Origin of the sequence: Aminobacter sp. DSM 101952 (assembly GCF_001424795.1) — a bacterium.
GTDB lineage: Bacteria > Pseudomonadota > Alphaproteobacteria > Rhizobiales > Rhizobiaceae > Aminobacter > Aminobacter aganoensis.
This window is the reverse complement of record NZ_LMCL01000015.1, coordinates 1-19,138: the sequence shown is the minus strand read 5'-3', so window position 1 is coordinate 19,138 and position 19,138 is coordinate 1. Positions and strand designations below refer to the sequence as shown.

15 protein-coding genes and 1 tRNA gene are annotated in these 19,138 nt (G+C 65.1%); 5 read left to right on the top strand and 11 right to left on the bottom strand.

Features of this window, described 5'->3' with window-relative positions; genetic code table 11:
• Positions 1-6: 6 nt before the first annotated feature.
• Both ASC75_RS13300 and ASC75_RS13295 read right to left on the bottom strand, forming a co-directional pair.
• The gene (locus tag ASC75_RS13300; protein WP_055975944.1) at positions 7-963 is read right to left on the bottom strand and encodes an ABC transporter permease; all 957 of its coding nucleotides are present in this window, start codon (positions 961-963) and stop codon (positions 7-9) included.
• A 79-nt stretch (positions 964-1,042) separates the two neighbouring features.
• Positions 1,043-2,692, bottom strand: coding sequence for an ABC transporter substrate-binding protein (locus ASC75_RS13295; RefSeq protein WP_055975940.1), 1,650 nt, complete (start codon positions 2,690-2,692; stop codon positions 1,043-1,045).
• 376 nt (positions 2,693-3,068) lie between these two features.
• On the opposite strand from ASC75_RS13295, the gene pdxA reads away from it, so the two are divergent.
• The 4 genes from pdxA to ASC75_RS13275 all read left to right on the top strand — a co-directional run bounded on the left by pdxA (position 3,069) and on the right by ASC75_RS13275 (position 7,350).
• A complete protein-coding gene (gene pdxA / locus ASC75_RS13290) occupies positions 3,069-4,058 on the top strand; it encodes a 4-hydroxythreonine-4-phosphate dehydrogenase PdxA (protein ID WP_055975937.1) in 990 nt (329 codons plus the stop codon).
• Positions 4,055-4,960, top strand: a complete 906-nt coding sequence (locus tag ASC75_RS13285; protein WP_055975934.1) for a dihydrodipicolinate synthase family protein — start codon at positions 4,055-4,057, stop codon at positions 4,958-4,960. Before pdxA ends, ASC75_RS13285 begins: the two co-directional genes overlap by 4 nt.
• Before the next feature lie 79 nt (positions 4,961-5,039).
• Positions 5,040-6,176 (top strand): exo-alpha-sialidase, encoded by a 1,137-nt coding sequence (locus tag ASC75_RS13280; protein ID WP_184117437.1) that lies wholly within the window; start codon positions 5,040-5,042, stop codon positions 6,174-6,176.
• Positions 6,177-6,219: 43 nt separating this feature from the next.
• The gene (locus tag ASC75_RS13275; RefSeq protein WP_055976004.1) at positions 6,220-7,350 is read left to right on the top strand and encodes an iron-containing alcohol dehydrogenase; all 1,131 of its coding nucleotides are present in this window, start codon (positions 6,220-6,222) and stop codon (positions 7,348-7,350) included.
• A 59-nt stretch (positions 7,351-7,409) separates the two neighbouring features.
• Here ASC75_RS13275 and ASC75_RS13270 read toward each other — a convergent pair whose 3' ends face one another.
• From ASC75_RS13270 to ASC75_RS13235, 8 genes are all read right to left on the bottom strand, one after another.
• Complete coding sequence (locus ASC75_RS13270) at positions 7,410-8,648, bottom strand: AMP-binding protein (RefSeq protein ID WP_055975927.1); 1,239 nt, start codon at positions 8,646-8,648, stop codon at positions 7,410-7,412.
• 77 nt (positions 8,649-8,725) lie between these two features.
• Positions 8,726-9,562 (bottom strand): ABC transporter ATP-binding protein, encoded by an 837-nt coding sequence (locus ASC75_RS13265; protein ID WP_055975924.1) that lies wholly within the window; start codon positions 9,560-9,562, stop codon positions 8,726-8,728.
• A 69-nt stretch (positions 9,563-9,631) separates the two neighbouring features.
• Positions 9,632-10,963 carry an ABC transporter substrate-binding protein gene (locus tag ASC75_RS13260; RefSeq protein ID WP_055975921.1) on the bottom strand — a complete coding sequence of 444 codons (1,332 nt, stop codon included), beginning with the start codon at positions 10,961-10,963 and terminating at the stop codon, positions 9,632-9,634.
• A 48-nt stretch (positions 10,964-11,011) separates the two neighbouring features.
• The gene (locus tag ASC75_RS13255) at positions 11,012-12,088 is read right to left on the bottom strand and encodes a branched-chain amino acid ABC transporter permease (RefSeq protein ID WP_055975918.1); all 1,077 of its coding nucleotides are present in this window, start codon (positions 12,086-12,088) and stop codon (positions 11,012-11,014) included.
• A 4-nt stretch (positions 12,089-12,092) separates the two neighbouring features.
• Positions 12,093-13,067, bottom strand: a complete 975-nt coding sequence (locus ASC75_RS13250; protein WP_055975915.1) for a branched-chain amino acid ABC transporter permease — start codon at positions 13,065-13,067, stop codon at positions 12,093-12,095.
• 114 nt (positions 13,068-13,181) lie between these two features.
• Positions 13,182-13,961 carry an ABC transporter ATP-binding protein gene (locus ASC75_RS13245; RefSeq protein ID WP_055975912.1) on the bottom strand — a complete coding sequence of 260 codons (780 nt, stop codon included), beginning with the start codon at positions 13,959-13,961 and terminating at the stop codon, positions 13,182-13,184.
• Entirely contained in the window at positions 13,958-15,931 is a 1,974-nt protein-coding gene (locus ASC75_RS13240; RefSeq protein WP_055975909.1) for an AMP-binding protein, read from the bottom strand. The genes ASC75_RS13245 and ASC75_RS13240 overlap by 4 nt, the downstream gene beginning before the upstream one ends.
• Positions 15,932-16,117: 186 nt before the next feature.
• Positions 16,118-16,792 (bottom strand): Crp/Fnr family transcriptional regulator, encoded by a 675-nt coding sequence (locus tag ASC75_RS13235; protein ID WP_055975907.1) that lies wholly within the window; start codon positions 16,790-16,792, stop codon positions 16,118-16,120.
• A gap of 333 nt (positions 16,793-17,125) precedes the next feature.
• Here ASC75_RS13235 and ASC75_RS13230 point away from each other — a divergent pair, with 333 nt between their 5' ends.
• On the top strand, positions 17,126-17,782 hold the full coding sequence (locus ASC75_RS13230) for a TerC family protein (protein ID WP_055975904.1): 657 nt from the start codon (positions 17,126-17,128) through the stop codon (positions 17,780-17,782).
• Between the two features lie 950 nt (positions 17,783-18,732).
• Here the strand turns inward: ASC75_RS13230 and ASC75_RS13225 are convergent.
• Positions 18,733-18,809 (bottom strand) — tRNA-Met (locus tag ASC75_RS13225).
• Between the last annotated feature and the right edge of the window lie 329 nt (positions 18,810-19,138).

Below are 19,138 nucleotides of genomic sequence, written 5' to 3'. Positions count from 1 at the left end.
GTCATGTCAGCGGCTCCTCATCGTGTCGTTGGCGCGCGGATCGAGCAGCGGATAGAGCACGTCGACGAGAAGGTTCGACAGCATCACCAGGAAGGAGCCGATCAGCGTGATGGCCAGGATGACGGGATAGTCGGAATTGGTCAGCGCCGAGACCGTCAGGCGGCCGAGGCCGGGCAGGCCGAACACCAGCTCGACGAAGATGGCACCGTTGACGATGGTGATCATGATCAGGCCGAGCTGGGTGACGACGGGGGTCAGCACCGGCCGCAGGATGTGGCGGAAGGCGACCACCATCTCCGGCACGCCCTTGGCGCGGGCGGTGCGGACGAAATCCTCGGACAGCACCTCGATGACGGCGGCACGGGTCTGGCGCACGATCAGGGCGATCGGCTGGAAGGACAGCACAAGCAGCGGCAACAGGATGCGGACGTCGAAGACGCCGCCCCAGCCATAGGGAACGCTGCCGCCCGGCAGGATGAAGATCAGCAGCACCATCAGCAGCGGGCCGGCGACATAGGCGGGGATGGCCCAGAGAAACAGCGCCGAGCCGAGGATCGCGTAGTCGATCTTGGTGTTCTGGTTCATCGCCGCGATCATGCCCAGGGGCACTGCGACGATGGCCGTCAGGATGACGGCGCAGAGGCCGAGCTTGAAGGAGACGGGGGCCGCGGCCGACACCATCGCCCAGACAGAGCGGCCCGAGGTCAGCGAGTTGCCGAAATTGCCCTGGATCAGGTTGAGGATGTAGCTGCCGAACTGAACGAGGAACGGTCGGTTGAGACCAGCCGCGTCGCGGATCGCCTCGATCTTTTCGGGATTGTAGGCGACATCGCCGGGGGCGCGCAGGAAGATCAGCTTGATCGGGTCGCCGGCGCCGTAATAGGCCATGGCATAGACGGCTAGCATGACTAGCAGGACGGACGGAATCCACAGCAGCAGCCGTGTTGCAATATAGCGCAGCATGGCGGGCGGCCTCCCACCGCACGGTATCAGTTCGAAGAGAGTAGCACGGGGGACGAGCCCCCGTGCGCTTTACCGGGCATCAGCCGACGGTGATTTCCCAAGGTGCAACGACCTGCCAGTCGAGGTTCTTGTCGATGCCCTTCACATTGGCGTTGGCCCAGCGCGACATCGCCTGTGCGTACCAGGGAATGAAGGTCCAGTCCTCGCGGAAGGCCTTCTGGGCCTCCTGGGCAAGGGCCACGCGCTGCGGATCGTCCGCCGCCTTGGTGGCGGCTTCGGCCAGCAGCTGGTCGACCTTGTCGTTCTTGTAGCCGCCGAGCTTGTTCTGGGCGTTGGACGAGGTCGAGGCGATGGAGCCGGCGAGATAGCTCGCCGCGTCCGGCACGCGGGTGCCGACGTCATCGCGGAAGATCTGCACCGCGTTCTGGTCGGGGCCGGCATAGGCGTCCTGCTGCGGCTTCATGTCGACGGCGGTGATGCCGAGATTCTGGCGCCACTGCTCGGCGATGAACTGGGCCGCCGCCTCATTGGCCGGCGAGGATATGCCGACGAACAGGATCTTGGGCAGGCGCTCGGGGCCGCCATAGGTCGACTCGGCGAGCAGCTTCTTGGCGCCTTCCGGATCGTAGGGATAGGGCTCGAAACCGGAATTGTCGGCGCCTGGCACCGAGTTGAGGACCTGGTCGGTCTTCTTGTGCGGACCATCAGGGAACGAGGCCTTCATCAGGCCGTCGCGGTCGACGGCCATGATCAGCGCCTGGCGAACCTTGGGGTCATCCATCGGCGCGCGCTTGGAATTGAACCAGAAGTGCTGGCTGGTCGGGATCAGCGGGCCGGAAGCGAATTCGGCGCCGAGGTCCTGCACGATGGTCGAGGTGACGAGCTCGGTGTGGGCGTTGAACTCGCCCGACTTGAGCAGCGAGGTCGCCGTCACATTGTCCTCGATCGAGGTGATCTCGATGCGGGCGAGCTTGGGCTTCGGGCCGAAGAAGTTTTCGTTCGGCTCGAACACCAGCTTGCCGCCGTCGATGTCGATGCTGGTCAGCTTGAACGGGCCGGAATAAACGGCACCCGCGTCGGGCGTGAACCAGTCCTGGATCTCGTTGCCGTCCTCGCCGCGCGACTGCGACGCCTTGGTGATCGGCACGATGTGGTTGGCGACGCGCATGAAGTAGATCGGGTCGGACTCGGTCAGCGTCACGACGACGGTGCCCTCGTCCGGGGTGGCGACGCCGGAAATGGTGTTGGCGCTGCCGCCGGTGACCTCGGCGAAGCCCGCGACCTTGGCGAGCACCTGGTCGGCACGCTGGCTCTTGGTGCCGGGCATCGCGGCTACGTTCCACGACCCGGCGACATCTGCCGAGGTGATCTTGCTGCCGTCGGAGAAGGTCGCCTTGGGGTCGAGCTTGAAGGTCCAGGTCTTGGAGTCAGCCGAACCTTCCCAGGTGGCGAAGACATAAGGATGGATCTTGCCTTCGCTGTCGAAATACATCGGCGAGGCCCACCAGGCCGAATTCCAGCGATAGGGCACGCCGCCGCCGCGCAACGGCGACCAATCCTGGTTGAAGGCCGGATTGGCAACCTTCAGCACCTGGCCTTCCTGCGCAAAGACGATCTTGGCGTTGAGGCCGAGCAGCGTGAAGCCCACAGCGCTGCCCAGGCCGAGCCTGAGCGCGTCGCGGCGGGTCATCCCGGCACGCGACGGAGTCTCGGTGTTCCGTTTCGACATCACATTTCCTCCCTGAAACCCGTGAACGGCGATGCTCTGGTCAGTCGAAAGGCAACAGACACGGAAGCGGCGACCGTGGGCCGAACAAATGCCGCCATATTGTAAACATGTCAATTCATTTTTTCAGACACCGGGCGAGAAAAATTAGCTCCCGGTTAAATGCCGCAGGAATTTCCTCGTTAAATCAATACAATACTCTTCTACGTTGAGCGGACAGCCTGCTTGCGCTGGAAAAAGCAACTTGACAACTTGTCTACTTGTGGTCAGTTTCCGGCCATAAGCCAAGTGCAGATCGCGCCCCCAGGGCGCTTGCGCTCGGGAGGATTCCAGACCGCAGGAGCCGGGTGCTGCCTGCGGAAAAGACGGACAGGGAGCGATGGCGAGTTCTAGCCGCACGATTGGCATCACCATGGGGGACCCGGCAGGCGTCGGACCCGAGATCATCTGCAAGTCGCTGGCCGAGATGGATGCTGCCGACCGCGCCACCATCCGCGTCTTCGGCAACCGCGACAGCCTCAAGGCGGCAGCGAAGATCGTCGGCGCGCCGTTGAAATTCGCGCCCGCCTCCGACGGCGCCGACACCATCGCCATCGAGCATGTCGAAATTGACGGCGGCCCGATCGCCTTCGGCAAGATCGACACCCGCGCCGGCGACGCCTCGTTCCGCTTCATCGCGCGTGCGGTGGAAGCGGCGACCGCAGGCGAGATCGGCTGCATCGTCACCGCGCCCATCAACAAGGAAGCGCTGAACCTTGCCGGCCACCACTATGACGGCCACACCGGCATGCTGGCGCATCTGACCGGTTCGCGCTCGTCGTGGATGCTGCTCGCCTCCGAGCGCATGTCGGTGATCCACGTCTCGACCCATGTGTCGCTCAAGGAGGCGATTATCAGGGTCAAGCCGGAGCGCATCCTCGAAACCATCCGCACCGGCCATCGCCACCTGCGCCGCATCGGCGTCGCTAGCCCGCGCATCGCGGTCGCCGGCCTCAACCCGCATTGCGGCGAAAACGGCCTGTTCGGCACCGAGGACGACGAGTTCATCGCGCCTGCCGTGGCTTCAGCCAAGGCCGAGGGCATCGACGCCTACGGGCCGGTCCCGCCGGACACGGTCTTCCACCGCGCCTATTCAGGTGCCTTCGACCTCGTCGTCGCGCAGTATCACGACCAGGGCCACATCCCGATGAAGCTGGTCGCCTTCGACAGCGGCGTCAACATTTCGCTCGGCCTGCCGATCGACCGCACCTCGGTCGACCATGGCACCGCCTTCGACATTGCCGGGACCGGCAAGGCCAACCACGTCAACATGAATGCGGCGATCGCCTATGCGCGCAAGCTCGCCGGAACGCCTCGGGTGACAGCATGACCAGTTTCGCAATCTCGGGCGTCTTCTCCGCCGCCGCCACGCCCATCAACGCCGACCTGTCGCCCGATCACGTCCTGCTGGCCAAGCATTGCCAGCGGCTGCTCGACGAGGGCTGCCATGGCGTGGCCCTGCTCGGCACGACGGGCGAGGCCAACTCGTTCTCGCTTGGTGAGCGCAAGGCGATGCTGGAAAGCGTGATCAAGGCAGGTGTTGCCGCCGACAGGCTGATGCCGGGCACCGGCGTCGCGGCCATTCCGGAGACCATCGAGCTGACCCGCCATGCGCTGTCGCTGGGGATCGACAAGGTCGTGATGCTGCCGCCCTTCTACTACAAGGGCGTGTCCGACGACGGCCTGTTCGACGCCTATTCGCGCATCCTCGAAGGCGTGGCCGACGACCAGCTCAAGGTCGTGCTCTACCACATCCCCCAGGTCTCGGGCATTTCGCTGTCGGTCGAGCTGGTCGGCCGCCTGATCGAGGCTTTTCCGAAGACGGTCGTCGGCATCAAGGAATCCAAGGGCGACCTCGCCAACATGCAGGCGCTGGTGAAGGCCTATCCGGGCTTTGCCGTGTTCCCCGGCGCCGATCCGCTGATGCTGCCGCTGCTGCGCGAAGGCGGCGCCGGCTGCATCACCGCGACGTCCAACCTGATCGCGGATTCGCTGCGCACCGTGTTCGACGGCCACGCCGATGCGGCAGCAGCGGCCAAGGTCGAGGCCGCGCAGGCGCGCATCAACGCCTGGCGCAACCTGTCCAACAGCTACGCCCAGATCCCGACCATCAAGGCGATGGTCGGCCTGAAGCATGGCGAGAAGGCATGGCAGCGGCTGCGGCCGCCGCTCGTGGGCTTGGGCGAAAGCGAGATCGCCGCGCTCCGGCCGCAGCTCGAACAGCTGCCGTAAGGAGGGCGCGATGGCCACCAATACAGCCCAGGCGCAACCGTCCGCCGCGGTTATGACCCACGCGGAGGTCGCCGCGCAGATGGACGGCAAGCTGCATCAGGTGTCGTCGGGACGCAGCGACGCGTTCCTGGCGTCGCCGACGGTGCAGAACCATGCCGCCAACCTGTCGCTTTTGCCCGACGGCACGCTGGCCTGCGTCTGGTTCGGCGGCACGATGGAGGGCATGGGCGACATCTCGGTCTACCTGTCGCGGCTGGCGCCCGGCTCGGACAGTTGGTCGGCGCCGGAAAAGATGTCGGACGACCCCCAGAAATCCGAACAGAACCCGCTGCTGTTCAACGCGCCCGACGGCAAGGTCTGGCTGCTCTACACCTCGCAGACCTCGGGCCATCAGGACGGCGCGGTGGTCAAGCGGCGCATCTCCGAGGATGGCGGCAAGAGCTTCGGCGAGGTGTCGGTGCTCTGCGACATTCCCGGCACCTTCGTGCGCCAGCCGATCATCATCAACGGCCGCGGCGAATGGCTGCTGCCGGTGTTTCGCTGCATCGGCCGGCCGGGGACACGCTGGAGCGGCGACGTCGACACTGCGGCGGTGCTGGTTTCCACCGACGCCGGCGCCAGCTGGACGATGCACGACGTGCCCGACAGCTTAGGTGCCGTGCACATGAACATCGTGGCGCTCGGCAGCGAGGAGATGGTGGCCCTGTACCGCAACCGCTTTTCCGAACAGGTGCTGCGCAGCCGCTCGCTTGACGGCGGCCGCAGCTGGAGCGCGCCTGAAGCCACCGACCTGCCCAACAACAACTCGTCGGTGCAGGCCGTGCGCACGGCCGATGGCCGCATCGCCATCGTCTACAACCATGCCAACGCCTCGATGTCCGACGACCGGCGATTGTCGCTCTATGACGAGATCGAGGGCGACGAGCCCGTCGCGGCCGAGCCAGCAACCAAGCCGGAAGGCCGCAAGGCCGTCTGGGGCGTGCCGCGCGCGCCGCTCAGCCTCGCCTTCTCCTCCGACGGCGGCGAGAGCTTCGGCAACCGCATCGACCTCGAGACGGGCGACGGCTTCTGCCTGACCAACAATTCCAAGGACGGGCTGAACCGCGAGTTCTCCTACCCGTCGATCCTGGCGACCCCGGATGGCGTCATCCACGTCGCCTTCACCTATTTCCGCCGCGCCATCAAATATGTCCGCCTGTCCCCAGGCGCGTACTGACGATGCTTGACTGCGGCGGCCATATCCAGCTGGAGCCATGACGATGACCGGTCTCAACACGCCCATCACGATCGTTCGGCCGCCGGTCATCGAGTTCGGCCCCGGCGTGGTGTCGCGGCTTGCCGCCTGGGTGAAGGCACGCAACGTCAGGAAGGCGCTGGTCGTCGCCGACGGATTCAATGCGGCACGGGTGGACACGCTTGATCTGGGTGTCGAGACGGTCGTCTTCGGCGAGGTGCGCCCGGAGCCTGACCTGCCCAATCTCGAAAAGGTGCTGGAGCTGGCGGCCCGCTCGGAGGCCGACCTGATCGTCGGCTTCGGCGGCGGCAGCGCCATGGACCTTGCCAAGCTTGTCTCGGTGATGGCCGGCACCGGCCAGCGGCTGCAGGACATCGTCGGTGTTGGCAAGGCGGCAAAGCGCCGGGTGGCGCTCGCCCAGGTGCCGACGACATCCGGCACCGGCAGCGAGGCCGGAATCCGCGCGCTCGTCACCGATCCGGAGACGCAGGCGAAGCTCGCCGTCGAAAGCATCGAGATGCTGGCCGACATCGCGATCGTCGACCCGGCGCTGACCATGACCGTGCCGCCGGCCGTCACCGCCGCCACTGGCGTCGACGCCATGGCCCACTGCGTCGAGGCCTACACCAACAAGAAGGCGCATCCGATGATCGACCTCTACGCGCTTGAAGGCGTGAAGCTGGTCGGCCGCTACCTTGCGCGTGCGGTCAAGGACGGCAGCGACGTCGAGGCCCGCGCCGGGCTGTCGCTCGCCTCGCTCTATGGGGGCTTCTGCCTCGGCCCGGTCAATACGGCAGGCGGCCATGCGCTCGCCTATCCACTGGGCACGCGCTGGCACATCGCCCATGGCGCCGCCAACGCGCTGATCTTCCCGCATGTGCTGGCCTTCAACCTGCCGGCGGCGACCGAGAAGACCGGTCATGTGCTCTCTGCACTCGGGCTGCCGGAGGCGAATGCCGTGCAGGACGTGCTCGGATCGACGCACGATTACTGCGCCTCGCTCGGAATCGAGATGCGGCTGTCAAAGCTGGGCGTGCCGGAAAACGACCTGGAGACGATGGCCGATGACGCCTTCGCCATCCGCCGCCTGCTCGACAACAACCCGCGCGACCTGGCGCGCGGCGACATCCTGTCGATCTACCGGGCGGCCTACTGACCAGCTTCGCGCTGCCGCCGAACAGCTGCTGGTTGGCCTTGGCGGCCACGCGGCGGCCGCTATTCGACCGGGCGGTCGTCGGCGATGACCTTGCCGTCATTGGGCAGGCTGCCGGGGGCGACGATCTCGACGCTGCCCTTCATCTTGGTCGCGGCCTGCAATGCCGCTTCGAGTTCCGCACGGAGCTCGTCGCTCGGCGCGCCGGCTTCGGCCTTCAGCAGCATCGTGTCCTGCGCGCCATCGCGGCCGACGACGAGGCGGAGCCGGCCGAGGCCGGGAAACCGGCGGCCGATCGCGGCGACCTGGGCCGGGTCCACGAACATGCCCTTGACCTTGGTGCGCTGGTCGGCGCGGCCCATCCAGCCGGCGAGCCGCATGTTGGTGCGGCCGCAGGAACTGAGGCCGGAGAGCACCCGCGACAGGTCGCCGGTGCCGAAACGCAGCAACGGGTATTCCGCGTTGAGCCGCGTGACCACGACCTCGCCGACCTCGCCGTCGGCGACCGCCTCGCCGGTGCCCGGACGCACGATCTCGACGATCAGCCCCTCGTTGACGACAAGCCCCGAACGCGCCGTGGTTTCATAGGCGGCGACGCCGAGCTCGGCCGTGGCATAGGCCTGGTAGGCGTCGATGCCGGCACCGGCGATCTCCTGCTGCAGCGACGCCGGGAACGCCGCACCCGAAACCAAAGCGTGGCGGAACGGGTTTGCAGCACCAACGGCACTCATGCGGTCGATCAGGATCTTGAGGAAGTCGGGTGTGCCGATGTAGCCGGACGGCTTGAGTGCCGCGATCGCCTCGACCTGCTGGTCGGTGTTGCCGACGCCGGCCGGGATCACCGCGCAGCCAAGCGCATGGGCACCCGATTCCATCATGTGGCCGCCCGGGGTGAGGTGGTAGCTGAAGGCATTGTGGACGATGTCTTCCCGGCGCATGCCGGATGCGAACAGGGCGCGGGCAGAACCCCACCAGTCGTCGCCACGGCCTTCGGGATCGAAGATCGGGCCGGGGGAAACGAGCAGGCGCCTCAACGCACCCGGCCTGACGGGCGACAGGCCAGCGAAGGGCGGTTCCTTGGCCTGGAGGGCAAGCAGGTCGCCCTTGCGGATGACCGGCACCTGCTGGAGTGCCGCACGGCCAACGAGGCTCGCGACGGCCACGCCCTCAAGCTGCTGGCGCAAGGCCGGCGCGCCGGCTTGCGCGGTCTCGAGCAGCGAATGCAGCCTGGCAAAAAGGGCCGCCTCGCGGGCGGCAGGATCCTGGGTTTCCCCGGCATCGTAATGTGCGTTCGTGACCATGGTTCACCTGGATTTCTGGACGATGGGGCGCGCCGCCCAGCGGGCATGACCGCGCAGCACCCGGAACATGACGCGGTTCAGGCGAGCCAGCGCTTGCGCCGCTTGTAGCTCTTGACCTCGCGGAACGACTTGCGGCCCTCGCCGCCGATGCCGAGATAGAATTCCTTGACGTCCTCGTTGTCGCGCAACGAGGCGGCGTCGCCATCCATGACGATGCGGCCGGTTTCCATGATGTAGCCGTAGGTGGCGTATTTCAGCGCCATGTTGGTGTTCTGCTCGGCCACCAGGAACGACACGCCCTGCCTGGTGTTCAGGTCCTTGACGATCTCGAAGATCTCGTCGACCACCTGCGGCGCCAGCCCCATCGACGGCTCGTCGAGCAGGATCATCTTGGGACGGCTCATCATGGCGCGGCCGATGGCGCACATCTGCTGCTCGCCGCCCGAGGTGTAGCCGGCCATGGACGACCGGCGCTGCTTCAGCCGGGGGAAATAGTCGTAGATCATGTCGAGGTCTTCGCGGATGGCGCGGTTGCCGTCACGCCGCGTAAAAGCACCGGTGAGCAGGTTTTCCTCGATCGACAGATGGCCGAAGCAGTGCCGCCCCTCCATCACCTGGATGCAGCCGCGCCGCACCAGTTCGTTCGGGCTGAGGCTGTCGACGCGCTCGCCGTCGAACTCGATCGAGCCCTTGGTGACCTCGCCCCGCTCGGCGTGCAGAAGGTTCGAGATCGCCTTCAGCGTCGTCGTCTTTCCGGCGCCGTTGGCGCCGAGGATGGCAACGATGCCACCCTGCGGAACGGCCAGCGACACACCCTTGAGGACGAGGATGACGTGATCGTAGATCACCTCGATGTTGTTGACCGACAGCATCGGCCGGGCGGTGTCGACAGCGATGGAAGCATGTTCAGGCATGACGAAGCTCCGGAGCTGGGGTCCCTCCCCCCGACCGGGGGAAGGGATACGTTGAAGGGCGCAGTCGGCTTACGAGGCGTCGCAAGCCTCGGCACGGGCCGGCCACGGCGCATTCTTCTCGGCATAGGCCTTGGCGTCGGCATCGAGCAGCGGGCCGACCTTGTCGCTCATTGGCGCAATGTAGTCGGAGACCTTTTCGTAGGTGGTGCCGTTCCAGCTCTGGACGAAGGTCGAGAAGTGGCCGTTGTGGTCGACGCAGGAGAGCTTGACCGCACCGGTGAAGCCCTCGAGGCCGATCTCCTTGAGCCTTGCCTCGTCGATGTTGAGGCCTTCAAGCCCGCGCCGGACGTCCTCGCCGGTGACCGCCTTCTTGCCGGTGATCTCCTGCGCCTTGCGGATCGCCTCGGCGATCAGCATCGAGTTGTAGATGCCGCGGTTATAGAGAACCTGGCCGACCTTGTCCTTGGACGAGACCTGGCTCTTGCCGGCATCGACGACGTGCTTCTGGATGTCGGCGAGAAGCGGGAAGTCCGCGCCCACGGCATGCCAGTTCAGCGTCTTGAAGCCCTTTGCACCGTCGCCGGCACCCTTGGCGTCATCCTCGCTCGGCCACCAGATCGAGATGAACTTCTCCATCGGATAGTTGGTCTTGACCGCTTCCTTGACGGCGGTGGCGTTGAGCGCGCCCCAGCCATAGAGGATCATGTAATCGGGCTTGTCGCGACGCACGCTCAACCACTGCGACGACTGGTTCTGCATGTCGGCGGCGGCCACCGGATAGAGCTTGGCCTCGAAGCCGAGCTCCTTGGACAGCTGCTCGATCAGCGGCAGCGGCTCGCGGCCGAAGCTGGCATCGAGATAGATGTAGCCGATCTTCTTGCCTTTGAGCTTGTCGATGCCGCCGCCTTCCTGGGTGGCGATGTATTGCAGGATCTGGGTGAAGCCATCCCAGTAGGTTGCCGGCGGGTTGAAGATCCAGGGGAAGGTGTCGCCCTTGGCCGAGGCCGAAAGACCGTAGGCCATCGACAGCACGGGGATCTTGTCCACGGCCGCCTTGGGGATCAGCGGCAAGGTGATGCCGGTCGACCATGGATTGACGATCACCGGCTTCTTGGGCTTCACCGATTCATAGCATTCGAGGCCCTTCTTGGTGTCGTAGCCGGTCTCGCATTCCTCGACCACCAGCTTGACGCCGCCGATGCCGCCGTCGCGCTCGTTGAGAAGCGTCAGATAGTCGTGCATGCCGTTGGCAATCGGCGTGCCGGAGCCGGCAAACGGACCGGTGCGATAGGTGAACAGCGGCACATAGATCGATTCTTCCTGGGCCTGCGCGCCGTGGACGGCCGGCAAGGTCAGCGCTGCTGCTGCAGAAAGTGCGTATAGCCAGTTCTTGAACGACATTTGGTTCTCCTCCCTACTTCTTTTGCATTTCCGTCTTGTGCGGGACCCCTAGTAAGGGAAGGGCCACACACGAAGCTTCTGCTTGGCGATCTGCCAGAGCCGCGCGAGGCCGTGCGGTTCGACGATCAGGAAAAAGATGATGAGCGCGCCGACGATCAGGTAGGTCAGGTGCTCCACGGTTGCCGCGGCGATCGGCAGGCCGAGCGCCTCGGGCAGCATGCGGATGACGATCGGCAGGATGTGGATCAATGCGGCGCCGAAGAAGCTGCCGATCATCGAGCCGAGGCCGCCGATGATGACCATGAACAGCAGCAGGAACGACAGCTTGATGTCGAAGGCCGACGGCTCGGCGGCGCCGAGCCAGAGGAAGACCATCAGCGCGCCCGAAACGCCGCAGTAGAAGGACGAAACCGCGAACGCCAGCAGCTTTGCCGGCAAAAGTCGGATGCCCATCAGCTGCGCGGCGATGTCCATGTCGCGGACCGCCATCCAGGTGCGGCCGATCCGGCCGTGGACGATGTTGGAGGCCAGCAAGGTCATAATGGACACGATGACCAGCACGACAAGATAGCGCGTCACGGGCGTGGCCGAGGGGCCGGTGATGGCGAGGCCGAACAGCGTGCGCGCCGGCACTTCGATGGCGCCGGACGGGTTGTCGTTGTAGAGCCAGCTTATCCGCACGAAACACCATTGCAGGAAGAACTGCGCAGCCAGCGTCGCGACTGCGAGGTAGAAACCCTTGATGCGCAGCGACGGCAGGCCGAACAGCACACCGATGCCGGCTGCGAAGAAGCCCGAGCAGAGGATCCAGACCAGGATGTTGACGCCGGGAAAGATGGTCGAGAGCTTGTAGGCAGAATAGGCGCCGACGCCCATGAAGGCGGCAGAACCGAGCGACAGCAGCCCGGTGTAGCCGACGAGGATGTTGAGCCCGATCGCGCCGAGCGACAGGATCAGGAACGGCACCATCACCGAGGCGAGCAGGAACTCGTTGCCGAACAGCGGCACTGCGACGAAGGCGACGAGCAGGATGACGGCCAGGCCGAGCCGGTCCTGCAGGATCGGAAACACCGCCTGGTCGGCCGCGTAGCTTTGCTTGAACTGACCCGTTTCGCGATAGAACATGTCGTCAGATCCGCTCGATTATCTTGTCGCCGAACAGGCCCTGCGGCCGATACAGCAGGAACAGCAAGGCAATGGCGTAGGCGAACCAGCTCTCGATGCCGCCGCCGAGCAGAGGCCCCCAGTAGAATTCGCCAAGCTTTTCGCCGATGCCGATGATCAGCCCGCCGACGATCGCCCCGGGCACCGAGGTCAGCCCGCCGAGCACCAGCACCGGAAGCGCCTTGAGCGCCACGATCTCGAGCGCGAAGGAGACGTCGGAACGCGCGCCCCACATGATGCCGGTCACCAGCGCGACGAGGCCTGCGGCGAACCAGACGATGACCCAGATCTGGTTGAGCGAAATGCCGACCGAAAGGGCTGCCTTGTGGCTGTCGGCAACCGCACGCAACGCCCGGCCGATGCGGGTCTTCTGGAAAAACAGGGCCAGCCCGACGATCATCACGGACGCGATGACGGCGGCGGCGATGTCGATCTTCTGGAAGCTGACGAGGCCGCCGAGCATCTCGACATCGACCGAGCCGCTGGGGAGGAACAGCTCGCTGGCGATCATCTGCTTGGGGTCGCCGCCGAACACCATCTCGCCGAAGCCGATCAGCACATAGGTGATGCCGAACGTCGCCATGAACAGGATGATGTCGGGCTGGTTGACCAGCGGCCGCAGCACGACGCGCTCGACCAGCATCGCCAGCACGAACATCACCGCCGCCGTCAGGATCAGCGCGACGAAGGCCGCGACGTGGCCGGAGAAACCGGCGGCCGAAAACTTCTCGTAGAAACCGACGAGGGTAAGCGCCGAAAACACCACCATGATGCCCTGGGCGAAGTTGAAGACGCCGGACGCCTTGAAGATGAGCACGAAGCCAAGGGCGATCAGCGCATAGAGCACGCCCGACACCAGCCCTTCCCACAGGGTCTGGACCAGCAGATCGGGCATCTGCGCCATCTGCACGAAAGGGTCGATGAAGATGTTGTAGAGCATCGGTCTGCCTTCCTCAGCCGGCCCGGCCGGATGTCGAGCGGCCTGCCATCGTCCGTGCTGCGCTGCGTCTCGTGTTCATGCGGAACTTTCCTCCTCCACCAGACACCGGCATGGCTAATGCCCCACGCCGAGATAGGCTTCGATGACCTTGGGATCGGCCTTGACCACCTCGGGCGTGCCGTCGGCGATCTTGTGCCCGTATTCGAGCACCACGACGCGGTCGGACAGGTCCATGACGACACCCATGTCGTGCTCGATGAGCGCGATGGTGGTGCCGAAATGCTTGTTGAGATCGAGGATGTAGCGGCACATGTCCTCCTTCTCCTCGATGTTCATGCCGGCCATCGGCTCGTCGAGCAGCAGAAGTTCCGGCTCCATCGCCAGCGCCCGGCCGAGCTCGACGCGCTTCTGCAGGCCGTAGGGCAGCTTGCCGACCGGCGTCTTGCGGATCGCCTCGATCTGCAGGAAGTCGATGATGTCCTCGACCACGCGCCGGTGCTCGATCTCCTCACGCATCGCCGGGCCGTAGCGCAGCATCTGCCACAGCAGGCCGCGGTGCATCTTCAGCGTGCGGCCGACCATGATGTTGTCGAGCGTGGTCATGCCGCGGAACAGCGCCACGTTCTGGAAGGTGCGGGCGATGCCCTGGCTCGCCGCCTGGTAGGGCCGCATGCGCGCGCGGGTCTTGCCCTTGTAGGTGATGCGGCCGTGCTGGGGGTGGTAGAAGCCGTTGACCACGTTCAGCATCGAGGTCTTGCCGGCGCCGTTGGGGCCGATGATGGCGCGGATCTCGCCCTTGCGGATGTCGAAGGACACGTCGGTGATGGCCTTGACCCCGCCGAAGGACAGCGACACGCCGTCGACCGCCAGCAATGTTTCCGATGCGGCGTTCATGCGGCAACCCCCGGCTTGGCGCCCTGCGCCACCTGAGCGTCGGCAATACGGACCCTTGCCGCGATGACGCCCTTGCGGCCGTCCTCGAAGGTAACCTCGGTCGAGATGTCGGCGGCTTCGGCGCCGTTGTAGAGCGCATCGACAAGCGGCTGGTAGCGTTCGGCGATGAAGCCGCGGCGAACCTTCTGCGTGCGCGTCATCTCGCCGTCGTCGGCGTCGAGTTCCTTGTGCAGGATCAGGAAACGCTTGATTTGCGCCGCCGCCATGCGCGGCTCGGCGGCCAAAGCGCGGTTCACTTCGGCGACATGTTCGGTGAACATCGCGTAGACTTCGGGCCGCTGCGCCAGCTCCTGGTAGGAGCCGTAGGCGATGTTCTTGCGTTCCGCCCAGTTGCCCACCGCCGTCAGGTCGATGTTGAGCATGACGGTGGCGAAGTCGCGGTCCTGGCCGAAGGCCACCGCTTCCTTGATGTTGGGGAAGAACTTCAGCTTGTTTTCAATGTATTTCGGCGCAAACAGCGCGCCTGATTTCAGCTTGCCGACATCCTTGGCGCGGTCGATGATGGTGAGGTGGCCGTCGGGATCGAAGAAGCCGGCGTCGCCGGTCTTCACATAGCCGTCCGGAGTAACCGTTTCGGCGGTCTTTTCGGTGTCCTTGTAGTAGCCGACGAACTGGCCCGGCGACCGGTAGAGCACCTCGCCATCGTCGGCGATGCGGATGTCGACATTGGGCGTCGCCGGCCCCACCGTGCCCGCGCGGATCTGCCCGTCTGGCTGCGCCGTGACATAGAGGAAGGCCTCGGTCTGGCCGTAGAGCTGTTTCAGGTTGAGGCCGAGCGAACGGTAGAAGGAAAACAGGTCCGGGCCGATGGCCTCGCCGGCCGTGTAGGCGACGCGAATGCGGGAGAAGCCGAGCACGTTCTTCAGCGGGGCGTAGACCAGCAGGTTACCGATCGCGTAGCCGACGCGGGCATGGAGCGGCACCTTTTGGCCGTCGAGGATCTTTTCGCCCCAGCGCCTGGCAACGCCGACGAAGTGGTTGAACATGCCGCGCTTGAGCGCGCCAGCATCCTCCATGCGGATGGTGATCCGGGTCAGCAGCGTCTCGAACACGCGCGGCGGCGCGAAATAGAAGCTCGGCCCGATTTCCTGCGTGTCGGCTTCCGCCGTTTCACGGCTTTCGGGACAGGCGACGCAGAAACCCGCGACCAGCGACTGGGCGTAATTGAGGTAGTGATCGCCGACCCAGGCCAGCGGCAGGTAGGCAAGCACCTCGTCGCGGTCGGTGAGCTTGTCGAAGGCGACGGTATCGCGTGCCGCCGCTATCGAGCCGCCGGCGGTCAACAGCACACCCTTGGAGCGGCCCGTGGTGCCCGAGGTGTAGAGGATGATGGAGATGTCGCTGGCCTGGCCGCGATCGCGTTCGGCATCGACGGCCGCTGCCGCAGCCGGGTCGGTGCGCACAAGCTCGCGTCCCCGGGCAATGACGTCGGCGATGGCATGGAGCCGGCTGTGGTCGTAGTCGCGCAATCCGCGCGGCTCGTCATAGAGCACGGTCCGAAGCTTGGGCACGCGGTCCTGGACCGAGATCAGCTTGTCGACCTGCTCCTGGTCCTGCACCGCGGCAAAAGCAACGTCGGCGTGGTCGAGCACATAGGCCATCTCGTCTGCAACCGCATCGGCATAGACCGGGACCGGGATCGCACCCAGCCATTGCGCGGCGAGAATGGTCCAGTACATGGCCGGCCGGTTCTCGCCGATGACGGCGATGGTCGCGCCGCGCTCCAGGCCCAGTTGCGCGAGGCCGGCAGCATAGGCGCGGATGGTCTCGGCCAGTTCGCTCCAGTTCCACGTCCGCCAGATGCCGAGATCCTTGTGCCGCATCGCCGGGCGGCTCGGCCGCACGCGGGCATGCTCGCACAACAGCTTGGCAAACGTATCGAGCTCGCGCGTTGCGCTCCCTTGTGCCAAAGGCACGCCTCCCGTTTGTTCCCTCGTAGATCGCCGGGTGTTCCCGGTCGTTGATTGGAAGCTCGCAACCTTGGCCGTCTTTTTCAAGGGCTGGCTTGACAGACAGACCGGGCATGCTTGATATAACTTACCGCACCAGGTCCGCCGCCCGGCGGCGAATGCCGAAGACTATGCCGCTGGCGCCGTCTATTCGCCGTAGCGCCGCAGCTTTCCCAGATCCAGGATCGTCACGCCGCCGCCCTCGTTGCGCAACAGGCCGGCCCGCTCCAGTTCCTGCAAGGTGCGGTTGGCGACCGGCCTGGAAACACCGGCCAGCAGGCCGATTTCTTCCTGGCTGATGTCGATGTGCTTGCCAAGGAAGGGGCTGATGACGGGGTTGAACAGCCAGGCCAGGCTGCGCGCCACCTTGCCGGTGGAATCGAGCGTGCGGTCGTGCTCGACCAGCGCGATGAACTGGCCGAGGCGCTCGTTGAACAGGCGCACCAGCAGCCGGTTGAAGGCGACGCTGTTTTCGAACAGCCAGAAAAAAGTGGCGCGGTTGAGCAGGGCCACCTGGGTGCGGCGCAAGGCGACGACGTCGTACTGGCGCGGCTCGTCCTTGAGCAGCGAGCCTTCGCCGAACCAGCAGCTCGGCGGCAAGCCGACATAGCTGACCGCCTTGCCGGAATCGGTGATCGAGCCGAGCTTCAGCAGGCCGCTGACGACGCCGATCCAGCTGTCGACGCGGTCGCCGCGGTGAATGAGGGAAGCACCCACGTCGAGATTGCGCAGCGCAATGCCGCGCCGCGCCCGCTCCTGCTCCTCGCCTGGCAGCTCCTGCGCCCAGAACACCGAGGTCAGAAATTGCTCCGAACTGATCACGCGCGCTCCTGCACACTGGCATGAGTGACCTGCGTACCATGCCGCCGACGCCTTCGTCACGCCGCGAGGCCCGCCAATCGGCGCCAATCCTCTGCGCCTGGCAAAATTTGGCCTTGAGTTTCTCGCTTGCGGCAATTAGCTAGTCGCTACCAGGCCGGGCCCCTCTGGCAGTCCATCGAGGACTGTGATGTCGGACTGGAAGTTCCAATCCGGGTGGCCTGGCTTTTGAAATCCCTACGCTGTAGCAGCACTTTGTGACACGCGCGGAGTCCGCGCTGCCTACGGCTATGATTGCAAGCCGCGCCGCCCCCAGCTGAAAGCAAAGGGTGCCGCATGACAGAATTTTTCACTCCAGAAGCGATGACCGCATTGTTCCAGGTGATCATGATCGACCTGGTCCTGGCGGGCGACAACGCGATCATCATCGGCCTTGCCGCCGCAGGCCTGCCCAAGGACCAGCGCGCCAAGGCCATTCTCATCGGCATCGTTGCCGCGACAGTGCTGCGCATCGGCTTTGCCGCCGCCACGACCCAGCTGCTGCAGATCGTCGGCCTGCTGTTTGCCGGCGGCGTGCTGCTGCTGTGGGTGTGCTGGAAGATGTGGCGCGAGCTCCGGCAGAACCACAGCGAGGAAACCCAGGCCATCGAGGCGCTTTCGGAAAGCGACATCGACAAGGACGGCAAGGTTGCCGGCTCGGCCCCGCGCAAGACGCTCGGACAGGCGGCCTGGCAGATCCTCATCGCCGACGTTTCCATGTCGCTCGACAACGTGCTGGCCGTCGCCGGCGCGGCGCGCGACCATCCCAACGTGCTGATCTTCGGCCTCGTGCTGTCCATCGCGCTGATGGGCATCGCCGCGAGCTTCATCGCCAATCTTTTGCAGAAGCATCGCTGGATCGCCTATGTCGGCCTGATCATCATCCTCTACGTCGCCGGCGAGATGATCTATCGCGGCGCCTATGAGCTGATGCCCTACATCGCCGGCTCCTGACGGCACGGCACGATCAGGCAGGCCGGAGAACGACGTCTCCGGTCTGCAGGTGCGACATGAAAAGGCCCGCTTCGCGCGGGCCTTTTTTGCGGCCGGCGGGCATCGACCAGCCTGCGATCCTGGGACGGCCAGGTCATCGCTCATTCAGGGCCACTTTTCCTCCACTCAACTTGCCGGCGGGAGCCCCCGAGCGGCCAGGCATTGGCCGCGCGCCCCTGCATGCGAGCCGCATGTCGCTGTACTTTGTGAACCTTGGTTTTCCTGGCACCTATTCCTGCACGTCACTGTCTAGACTGGGCAAAGCCCGCCCTGGCCCGGTCTTAATAACGTCCTCAAGAACCTTTGCGCGGGCTCGTGGAGGCTTGCAAGCCATGCGCTGACGTGCGCGGCGTTTGCCTCGACGCGTCGATGGTATCCGAGTGCCTGGCACGGCTGGCGAGAAGTGTTCGACCGCCTGGGCGCGCACCACACCATAAGCGGCGCTCTCAGGCCACGGCCTTTGACGTGCATGCCTAGGGGCTCATGGCAATTCGGCTGCGGTGCGTTTTTGTATTTGGTCGCGATTTGGCTTTTTATCCCGCGTCGTCGGCCGCTGGGGTCCTTGCGGGCGGCTGATGCGGTTGTAATCAGACGGTCAGCCGGCAGCCAGATACCAAAACGCCCGCCGCATTTCTGCGTCGGGCGTTTTTGTATTTGGTTGCGGGGACAGGATTTGACCTGCGCCCTTCCGGTTTTGCTCCACTCGGACGAGGAGCTACCATCGCCGGGGAAGCGGGGCTTGCCGCCAGCGATCGAGCTCGTGGAGGAAGGTTTGTCGCGGTGCTGGATTTGGCTTATCCCGCGTCGTCGGCGGTTGGCCTCCTTGCGGGCCCCTGATGCGGTTCCAATCGGACGGTCAGCCGGCAGCCAGATACAAAAACGCCCCGCTCGAGGCGGGGCGTTTTTGTATTTGGTTGCGGGGACAGGATTTGAACCTGTGACCTTCAGGTTATGAGCCTGACGAGCTACCGGGCTGCTCCACCCCGCGCCACCATGTGCAGGAATTTCCTGCATGTATTCCGGTCTCCTTGCCTTCATGTAGGCATTTGCCTACGCGAATGCGAGGGATTTCGTGTCCTGGCCAATGGAAAGGGCCGCTTACGCGGCCCCTTGATCCCGTTGGCGGGCCATTTTCGCAAAGAGAAGATGTGGTGACCGACACCGCGTTTTGCGATGTCCATATTACATGCCCTTGGCAGACCTGGCAGCGACTTACTCTCCCGCGTCTTGAGACGAAGTACCATCAGCGCTGGAGCGTTTCACGGCCGAGTTCGCATAGGTCTTGAGGCTGACGACGCTGGGCAGCTTCATCGAGAA